The sequence below is a fragment of the Pseudoalteromonas prydzensis genome, from assembly GCF_001661495.1.
GTDB classification, from domain to species: domain Bacteria; phylum Pseudomonadota; class Gammaproteobacteria; order Enterobacterales; family Alteromonadaceae; genus Pseudoalteromonas; species Pseudoalteromonas prydzensis.
Genome location: NZ_BDDT01000008.1, coordinates 146,405 through 155,365 on the forward strand (window position 1 = coordinate 146,405; position 8,961 = coordinate 155,365).

The 8,961-nt window shown below is 43.4% G+C and carries 8 protein-coding genes and 1 pseudogene; 7 read left to right on the plus strand and 2 right to left on the minus strand.

Annotated elements, in window-relative coordinates; genetic code table 11:
- Positions 1-11 precede the first annotated feature (11 nt).
- The gene (gene cadR / locus A7968_RS15220) at positions 12-401 is read right to left on the minus strand and encodes a Cd(II)/Pb(II)-responsive transcriptional regulator (RefSeq protein WP_024606396.1); all 390 of its coding nucleotides are present in this window, start codon (positions 399-401) and stop codon (positions 12-14) included.
- A gap of 79 nt (positions 402-480) precedes the next feature.
- On the opposite strand from cadR, the gene A7968_RS15225 reads away from it, so the two are divergent.
- The 7 genes from A7968_RS15225 to A7968_RS15255 all read left to right on the plus strand — a co-directional run bounded on the left by A7968_RS15225 (position 481) and on the right by A7968_RS15255 (position 8,745).
- Entirely contained in the window at positions 481-1,098 is a 618-nt protein-coding gene (locus A7968_RS15225; protein ID WP_010554767.1) for a cation efflux transmembrane domain-containing protein, read from the plus strand.
- Complete coding sequence (locus A7968_RS15230; RefSeq protein ID WP_227008878.1) at positions 1,064-1,480, plus strand: hypothetical protein; 417 nt, start codon at positions 1,064-1,066, stop codon at positions 1,478-1,480. The genes A7968_RS15225 and A7968_RS15230 overlap by 35 nt, the downstream gene beginning before the upstream one ends.
- A gap of 72 nt (positions 1,481-1,552) precedes the next feature.
- Positions 1,553-2,872 (plus strand): TolC family protein, encoded by a 1,320-nt coding sequence (locus A7968_RS15235; RefSeq protein ID WP_055022426.1) that lies wholly within the window; start codon positions 1,553-1,555, stop codon positions 2,870-2,872.
- 14 nt (positions 2,873-2,886) lie between these two features.
- Complete coding sequence (locus A7968_RS15240) at positions 2,887-3,822, plus strand: efflux RND transporter periplasmic adaptor subunit (RefSeq protein ID WP_036973832.1); 936 nt, start codon at positions 2,887-2,889, stop codon at positions 3,820-3,822.
- A gap of 60 nt (positions 3,823-3,882) precedes the next feature.
- Positions 3,883-6,993 carry an efflux RND transporter permease subunit gene (locus A7968_RS15245; protein ID WP_064667428.1) on the plus strand — a complete coding sequence of 1,037 codons (3,111 nt, stop codon included), beginning with the start codon at positions 3,883-3,885 and terminating at the stop codon, positions 6,991-6,993.
- 125 nt (positions 6,994-7,118) lie between these two features.
- On the plus strand, positions 7,119-7,718 hold the full coding sequence (locus A7968_RS15250) for a methyltransferase family protein (protein WP_064667429.1): 600 nt from the start codon (positions 7,119-7,121) through the stop codon (positions 7,716-7,718).
- A 322-nt stretch (positions 7,719-8,040) separates the two neighbouring features.
- Entirely contained in the window at positions 8,041-8,745 is a 705-nt protein-coding gene (locus tag A7968_RS15255) for a hypothetical protein (protein WP_064667430.1), read from the plus strand.
- A 31-nt stretch (positions 8,746-8,776) separates the two neighbouring features.
- Here A7968_RS15255 and A7968_RS23365 read toward each other — a convergent pair.
- Positions 8,777-8,961, minus strand: a pseudogene (locus A7968_RS23365) (IS110 family transposase); the annotation flags it as partial.

Genomic DNA, 8,961 nt, shown 5'->3' on the forward strand with positions numbered 1-8,961 from the left:
TTCTTACAATTTTAAGTGTGTAAATAATTTAAAATACCACAGTCCCTAATGGTTTTGTCTTGGTCACACGATGACGCCATATTTTCGAGTGATGACTTTAATACGTTTAGCTCTTCAATGCGAATAATGACGTCTGATAAATGCTTAGCTATTAACGTATTGATATTTGAACAGCTCTGATCTGGCCTCGAACGACTGTCCATTAGCGTTTTTACTTCCATGATAGACATATCTAATGAACGACACTGTTTGATAAACAGGAGTTGTTCAATAGTCCCCTTGTCGTAGACACGATAATTTCCACTTGAGCGCTTAAGCTCAGGCAAGAGCCCCTTCTTTTCATAAAAACGAATGGTCTGAATACTACAACCTGTCGTCTTTGCGACATCACCAATTTTCATTTTTTTCTCCTAACCGTTGACTCTATACCAAGTATAGACTTTATACTCATACTATTCATCAGTAAAGAGTGTGTTTCTAATGAGCGGATGTGGGTGCGAAGTTGAAATAAAAGACCAGTCTCAACGACAGGTTTTGTATTGGCTTTTGGGAATAAACGCGACAATGTTTGTTATAGAAATGGGGATCGGGTTGCTTGCTAATTCAACCGCATTAATAGCCGATTCACTTGATATGCTCGCCGACGCAGTTGTCTATGGTGTTGCCCTTTATGCTATTGGTAAATCGCTATTGCACAAAGCCAATGCGGCTAGAATTAGCGGCTTTTTTCAGATGGCACTGGGTGTGTTGATTATCATTGATATTGTAAGACGGTCAATTTACGGTAGCGAACCTGTATCGGGACTAATGATGGCTATGGGGGCAGTTGCACTGGTTGCTAATGTCATTTGTCTTGTGATCATACGCAAACAAAGAAATGAAGAAGTGCATATGCGGGCAAGCTGGATATTTTCAGCCAACGATGTGATTGCCAACTTAGGTGTTATCTCTGCTGGCGTTTTGGTGTTTTGGCTCGATTCTCGATGGCCTGATCTGGTTATCGGTGTGATAGTTTCGTGCGTTGTGTTGCGCGGGGCAAAAATGATCCTCGAAGATGCTGGAAATGAAAGACAGCGAGCGCTTAATGCGCAAAGTTGATAAGAAAATGCCAATTTTTAATTGCACATCAAAACTGCGTAGGTTGGCATGGCTACTTATTACTTTGCTCATGTGTCAATCGGGCTTTTCGTTCGCCGCTCAATGCGATGACTACCCTGCGGAGGTATCGTCAGTCCCTGAACAATCAAAGTCGATAGGCACTTATGATGTTCCCGAAAAAAATGTAAATGCTGGTGATAATACGTCGAGTGAAGAGCCTAAGTGTTTCCATTGTGTGCTGTGTCAATGTGGACAGATTAAGTTTCTGGCACAACACCCAATAAATGACGTATCTAAACCGTTATATACCAATCAATACAGTTATTCCCGCAACCTCACTGACGGCCTAGTCGAAGGCCTTTTGCGCCCACCTCAACATTAATCCATTCCCTCCTATATGTTTGCATGGGTGCTTTCCATGTATGTCGTTATCTTATGAACAAAAGGTTCTTTTATGAGTTCTTCACGCCCATTGGGCATAAAAAAAGCTAGCTCAGCGTATCTGAAATTGATATCTGCTGCACTGGTAACCATGAGCATATCTGTTCAATCTGCCAATGCGCAAAAGTCTTCAATCACGCTTGAAAATGCGCTCAAACGCACATTATCAAACAACCCAGATTTAGTTGTGTTCGAATTTAAATCTTCGGCTTTGGATGGTGAATCAAAAATGGCCAGCTTACGACCTGAAATGTCTGTTGGGGTTGAAGTTGATAATGTGTTGGGAACAGGCGAAGTGTCTGGTATCAAAGATGCCGAATTGACACTGACCTTATCGTCGGTCATCGAGCTTGGAGATAAAGTCAGCGGCCGAATGAATGTGGTGAGTTCAAAAAAAGCACAACTGCTTACACAACGGCGCATTCGTACGCTGGACATCTTGGGTGAAACAACTCGACGATATATCAATGTCATTGTCCAACAAGCGTTGCACAAGACTGAGCAACGAGCTGAAATGCTGGCTCGCACAATGCTTCAGACAGTCTCTACACGGGTTGAAGCGGGGGCTTCTTCACCACTTGAGAAAAAACGTGCAGAGTCAGCGTTGTCGCAGGCGCGTTTGTCGTTATTGATAAGTGAACAAAAACTCAATGAGTATAAACGCGACCTGGCCATCATGTGGGGTGACACTAACGCTGCGTTTGCGGAAGTTGAAGGGACACTGTTATCGTTTCCAAATTCACTATCACTTGAACATATGCTTTCACAGCTTCAAAGCAATCCACACGTTCTGCTTTATGCTGATAACTATCGGGTACAAGAGGCCAGATTGAGAGTGGTTCAGGCCAGTCAGCAGTTCGACATTGCGTGGGAAGCCGGTATCCGAAGAATGCAGGGAATTGATGACACAGCGTTAGTCGCCAGTATTTCGGTGCCGTTAAATACCAAGCAGCGGAATCTAGGTGAATACGAACAACAGCGCGCATTGCTTGACAGTATAGACTATCAAAAACAAGCGAAAATTCGTGAACTCACTCGCCAATTAAATCAAGTCATTAGCGCAAAAGACCAAGCCTTGCTCACTGTTACGACCCTTCAAGACAATGTCGTCCCAACATTGGAATCTGCATTGAAATTGGCGCGGGATGGCTATGAAAGTGGTCGCTACAACTACATAGAGTGGGTGACAACGCAACAGCAACTCATAGATATGCAACGAACTATGATAAAAGCCGCAGGCTTAGTTCACCTTCGAAGCGCAGATCTAGAGGCACTTACGGGAATTCCTGTGTTTTCTGACTCTCCCTCGACGTCTGCTCAATCATCACAATGAATAGAGAAAAAATAATGAATAAATCACAATTTACATTAGTTACTAGCGCACGTGACTTGCTTGGCATGTTAGTCATGCTAGTTACTTTACTGTTTGCTTCTGTCGCCCTGGCTGATGATGACGATGAGGAAGCCGAAGAAAGACCCGAGTACGTAGTGTTATCTCAAGAACGGATGCTTGAACACGATATCGTGACTGCATCGGCCGCATCAGGAACATTATCGCTCACAACCAGAACCTTTGGGCGGATAGTTCATGATCCTGCGTCACTGAGTCATATTCGTGCCCGCTTCGACGGTGTTGTAAAACGTATCATGGTGAATATTGGAGATAAAGTAGAAAAAGGTGACACACTGGCAATCATTGAGTCAAACGAGAGTTTAAATCAATACTCAATCACCTCACCGATGTCTGGAAAAATCATAGCTAGACACGCCAATGATGGTGAGCTCACCAACGGTCAAGTACTGCTTTCTGTTGCTAATTACTCTCGCGCAATTGCTCAATTGGCTATTTTCCCCAAACAACGTACTCGTATTGCCGCTGATATGGAAGTCACTTTAAGGCTTGAGGAATTGCAGCAACAATCAAGTATAAGCCACATTACGTCCTCACCTGATGACAAACCTTATTCTATCGCGTTTGTGAACGTTGATAATGGCAGTGGTTATTGGCCTTTAGGCGCTATGGTAGAGGGTTATATTCAGATTGGGTTCCAAGAAGTCAATCTGGCTCTCCCCAAAAGTTCAATACAAGAGTTAGATGGGCAAACCATTGTTTTTGTCAAAGAAGGGGAGCGATTTTACCCCCGCCAAGTAAAGCTTGGGAACACGGACAACCGTTTAGTAGAGATTGTGAAGGGCGTTCAAATAGGCCAGCAAGTCGTTGTAGAAAATAGCTATCTACTAAAAGCTGATTTATTAAAAATGGAGGCGGGCGATGATGACTAATTACCTGCGCATTTATTGTCAAAAGCAAAGCCAAGTCCATAAAAACGGTGAGGTGAGAACATGATAGCACCAATACTCCGTCTATCCATTGAGCGACGTGGTGTCATGATGTTGTTCGCCTTGTTTGTCGCCTTTTTTGGTATGTACAGTTACAAACAATTGCCGATTGATGCTGTGCCTGATATCACCAACGTGCAAGTGCAGATAAATACCGCAACCCCAGGTTACTCGCCTTTGGAGACTGAACAACGCATAACGTTTATAGTTGAAACCTCGCTGGCCGGTTTGCCTAATTTATCGTATACCCGCTCGATATCACGCTATGGTTTGTCGCAAGTCACAGTCGTGTTTAAAGAGGGCACTGATTTATATTTCGCACGAAATCTCGTCAACGAGCGTCTCACCGCCATCGCGGCGCAATTGCCAACAGGGTTAACCCCTGAAATGGGCCCTATCTCCACAGGCTTGGGTGAAATTTACATGTACTCGTTAAGTGCTGAGCCTCAGGCGCGACAGGACAACGGTCAACCCTATGATGCTATGGCATTAAGGGAGATCCATGATTGGGTAATTAAGCCCCAATTGTCGCTTGTTGAGGGGGTGACCGAGGTTTATGCGATAGGCGGATTTGAAAAGCAATATCATGTGAATCCTAATCCAGTCGCAATGATAAACTTTGGGATAAGTACAGGTGACCTTCTCAGTGCGCTAGAACGCAACAATGCGAATCAAGGCGCTGGTTTTGTAGAACAAAATGGGCAACAAGTACTGATCAGATCGGAAGCCCAACTTAAGGGCATCGACGATATCGGCCAAGTGGTTGTTAAGATCATTGATGGCGTACCGGTAAAAATTCAAGACATCGCCCAAATCAACCTCGGTAAAGAGCTGCGCTCTGGAGCCGGCACGTTAAATGGCCAAGAAACAGTGATTGGCACGACAATGATGTTAGTGGGAGAAAACTCTCGTACGGTCGCCAAAGCTGTGGACAGTAAGCTCGAAACCATTAAAACAAGCTTACCCGAGGGCGTAATCCTTGAAGCGGTTTACGATAGGACAAGCCTCGTTGACAAAACCATCGACACAGTGCAGAAAAACCTCGTCGAGGGCGCTTTACTTGTCATCGTTGTGCTATTCGTTTTGCTTGGGAATGTGCGAGCTGCACTTATTACCGCCGCTGTAATACCCTTGGCAATGCTTGCCACGATATCGGGCATGGTCAAAACAGATGTGTCTGCTAACTTGATGAGTTTAGGCGCACTGGATTTTGGCTTGATTGTCGATGGCGCAGTTATCATTGTTGAAAACTGTATCAGACGATTATCCGAATCCCAGAAACAAAACGGCGCTACTCTACCGCTCAAAGAAAGGCTGAATGTTGTATATGAAGCCACTAATGAAGTCATACGCCCCAGTTTGTTTGGTGTATTGATCATTACCATTGTTTATATCCCCTTGTTCACGCTCACTGGCGTCGAAGGTAAAATGTTCCACCCCATGGCAGCGACCGTGATAATGGCTTTGCTTGCCGCAATGGTATTTTGTTTTACCGTAGTGCCTGCGGCGATAGCAATTTTCATGAGAGGTAAAATTAGCGAAAAAGAAAGCCTAATTATTAAAGGTGCAAAGGCAGTCTATCGTCCTGTTTTAACCGGAGCGCTGCGTTTTAGATGGCTAGTGGTAGTAGCAGCGAGTGCTTTGGTTGTCGGCAGTTTATGGATGGGCAGTAAATTAGGCTCCGAGTTTATTCCCCAGCTCAATGAAGGTGATATCTTAGTACAAGCGATACGCATCCCTGGGACTGGGGTAGAACAAGCGGTTGAAATGCAAAAAGCACTTGAAGCGAAACTTATGCAGTATGAGCAAGTTCAGACGGTATTCGGTCGCACGGGTACGGGTGAGGTCGCTACCGATCCTATGCCGCCCAACATTACTGATACGTTTGTTATTTTGAAGCCTAGGGAACAATGGCCCGATCCATCAATGACTAAAGCCGAGCTAGTCGAAACGTTTGAAGAGGACTTGTTTACCTTGCCCGGCAATAATTATGAATTTACCCAACCTATTCAAATGCGGTTTAATGAATTGATCAGTGGGGTAAGGGCAGATTTGGGCATAAAACTATTTGGGGATGACTTAGATACCCTCTTTGCATCTGCTTCTGACATTTTGTCCGTTATTTCAACGATTGAAGGGGCTGATGACGCGAGGCTTGAGCAGGTAGAAGGCATTCCAATCTTCACCGTCACACCAAAGCCTAATCAATTGGCACGCTTTGGTTTGGATATAGCCGACTTGCAGTTATGGCTCAATGCTGCGACAGGTGGAAAAACCGCTGGAATGATTTTTGAAGGCGACAGACGCTTTGAAATTGTCGTGCGATATGCCGACGACATTCGAAATGAACTCACTCAGCTTGAGAGCGTTCCCATAGTCACGCCCTCTGGTGAGCATGTACCAATAAGCGAATTAGCCACACTTGCATTTAAAGAAGTACCTAGCCAAATAAGCCGGGAGAATGGCAAACGTAGTATTGTTGTCACAGCAAATGTGCGTGACAGAGATATTGGCACTTTTGTTGAAGAAGCTCAGGCGAGAATTAATGATGAAGTAGATTTACCTGCTGGTTATTGGCTCGACTATGGTGGAACCTTTGAGCAGCTCGAAAGTGCGAGTCAACGATTGACGATTGTGGTACCGGTTACGTTGTTTGTGATTTTGACAATGCTGGTAATTGCGTTTGGTTCTATACGCGATGCGTTGATTATCTTCACAGGTATCCCTTTGGCATTAACAGGCGGTGTAATGTCTCTTTGGTTAAGGGATATGCCTTTATCCATATCCGCGTCGGTAGGATTTATCGCGTTGTCTGGGATTGCCGTATTAAACGGATTGGTAATGCTGTCCTTCATCAAGCAACGTTTGCTAGAAACCGGAGAATTAGAGAATAGCATTGTTGAAGGGGCACTTATTCGTTTGCGTCCGGTATTAATGACAGCACTAGTGGCAAGCCTTGGATTTGTGCCCATGGCGCTCAATACGGGCATAGGTGCAGAGGTGCAACGGCCTTTGGCCACGGTGGTCATCGGCGGGATAATATCGTCAACCTTGCTAACACTGGTAGTGCTGCCTGTACTCTATCGACTCGTGCATAGTAAAGGGGATCAGTAGTGTTCTTGGGCATTTATTCGTAAATGCCCAAGTTTTACCTGAACGATTTTTAGGTACCTATTGACTCTTTATTAAGTATAGACTTTACAATCATATTCTTAACGTCATGTACGATAAGGATAGATATGGTTTCGCTTATTTTAATTAGTAGTTTTTTGGCGCTAGCCGTCCTCGGTAGAAGCTTTGTTCAATATAAGAGAAATGGTGATTTTGGTATAAGAGCAGCATCTATAAACGCACCATTAATAGAAATTGTACCAGGGGCTATATTCGTGGTTACGTTTTGCTTTGCATTTGGTCTAGTTCTTTTTGGTTACTTAGGACGTGCGCCCCTACTATTTGTTCCTTCAATTCCATTTCAGCTTCTCGGCTCCTTGATTGGCGCCTGCGGAATTGCTGTAACTTTGTTGTCTCAAATTCAAATGGGAGATTCATGGCGTATTGGCGTTGACCAGCAAGAAACGACTGCACTTATTACCCACGGGATTTACGCAAAGTCTCGCAACCCCATTTACTTAGGTATTTTTCTATTTTGGGCAGGGGTGTGTATAACGTTCCCACATTTGCTGCTTTGGGCATGTGTTTTTGTATGTTGGATTTGCATTGAAGTGATTGTTCGACAAATTGAAGAGCCTTATTTGAAGAAAGTGCATGGCGATGATTTTCTAAAATATAAGTCTGACACTAACCGATACATACCTAAGCTTTCACGCTTTAAGTTTTGACGCTTAAATAAGTAATGGCGCAGGCTGCTTTATATGCATAAACTAACGAACGGTATCTTTTAACGTCCATTTTTATGAACTGTCGTTATTCTTAAATAAAGTGAGCCGACTGATTATGTTTGCAAGCCCGTTCTCGATTAGCGTGAGTTCATTGTCAATTAAAGTGAGTCAGGCACCGGTCATATTCTCACTTAATGTGAGTCCAAAATGTACGATGTAATCAAGTCAGAGGGATTATGTTCGCGAGCCACTACATCTAGCAAGTGATACCTATAAGCGCTTTTTAGCAAATCAATCGGAAAGCTGTAGTGGCGATTTTGGCATGTCTGAGATGCTCATGAAATTTTACGGGGGACAATCAGATAAGTCTTTTGGAGAAATCTTTCAGCAAGGTTCTGTTGATTTACAAAAGTACATGATGGAAGCTTTAGAGGGAATTGACGAAATTGCGCTAGATGAAACCATACATATAGAAAGTATCAAAAAGCTTATTGCAGATTTGCCTGCGTTGATGAGCAGTCAATCTTCGAGAGTAGCAGAGGAACTTGATGAAGGAGGCGAATCCCCAGTTTCAGAGTTCGAGGCCAAAACGGGAATTGGGCCAGTTATATTAAAAAATGTAAAACCGCCAAACGTGGTGGAAAAAATATGGCAGATTTTATCAGGCATTGAAGAATTCTCAGGAATTGGTATAGAAACATTTTTTGGAGTGAAACCTCGTAGCTTTGAAGCAGATTCGGATAGAGAAAGAACTATTCAAGAGAAAGTCAACGCAGTCTATCACCAGTTAAATTTTCTCGGTTACTATCGTGATTCAAAAATGAAAAAAGATAGAAGATTTCGGGCATCCTTTAGTGATATGACGCATGCAGGTGTTGCTTCATTTTGTCATTTTTTTCTGTGTAGAGACGAAGATTTGGTAATGAAGGCTGCTGCGGCTTATGAATATTTAGGTGTAAACACTAGAGTATTGCACTATAAAACTTACAAGAAAATGCAGCCGACCGCTGACACGTCGGCTGATTAGGAATTACCAAATAAATACTCTAAAACGTTTTTGTCCAATATCCACATGGCCCAGCTTCATAAATAAAATGAAGCGTGGCTTTAGGAAATTGTGATTGAATTTTTTTAGCCAGTTTAATCAGCGCGGATTTTGAAGTATCAATACGGCCATAAGAAATCGGCGTTTCACCCCGATTATCTTTTAAAAGTGCGACTTGAGTGAAGGATTTATGGGTAT